Origin of the sequence: Acinetobacter lwoffii (assembly GCF_024129715.1) — a bacterium.
Classification (GTDB): Bacteria; Pseudomonadota; Gammaproteobacteria; order Pseudomonadales; family Moraxellaceae; genus Acinetobacter; species Acinetobacter lwoffii_U.
Map to the genome: position 1 here is coordinate 1 of NZ_JAMXXM010000073.1, position 541 is coordinate 541.

At 39.7% G+C, this 541-nt stretch carries 1 protein-coding gene; it reads right to left on the bottom strand.

What is annotated here, in order from left to right; translation table 11 throughout:
• Window positions 1-12: 12 nt before the first annotated feature.
• On the bottom strand, window positions 13-541 hold a 529-nt coding region (locus NI462_RS14940), incomplete at its 5' end, for an IS5 family transposase (RefSeq protein WP_253114897.1).

The window sequence follows — 541 nt, forward strand, 5'->3', positions numbered from 1 at the left end:
TAGGGCGTGTCCTCATTTGGCTTTACACCAAATAAATATGCAAGCAATGTAAATCATAGACTGGTAATTTCGTGCAAGCTTATCAAATCGGGTTGCAATCGCTCGGAAATGCTTCAATCTCGCAAACACATTTTCAACTAAATGTCTTAATTTATATAGATATTTATCAAACTCCTTATTCGATCTTTTACTATTTGATCTCATTGGAATGATGGGAATCATATCCTTGTTCTGGGCATATATTCTAATGTGCTCAGCATCATACCCCTTATCAGCAATGAGATAAGTTGCCTCGCCTACAGTATCAATCAGTTGTTTTGCAACTTGACTGTCGTGGACGCCACCCCCAGTGATTTTAAAATCAATCGGTAATCCATTCGCGTCGGTTGCAAGATGTATTTTTGTTGTTCGTCCACCACGTGATTGTCCAATTGCTCTTTCGAAACCATTCCGAGCTCCACTTGCATGTTGATGCACGCGTATGTAGCTTCCGTCAATGAATACCCATTCTTGATCCAAGACGCCTCGTAATCTAAAAAAA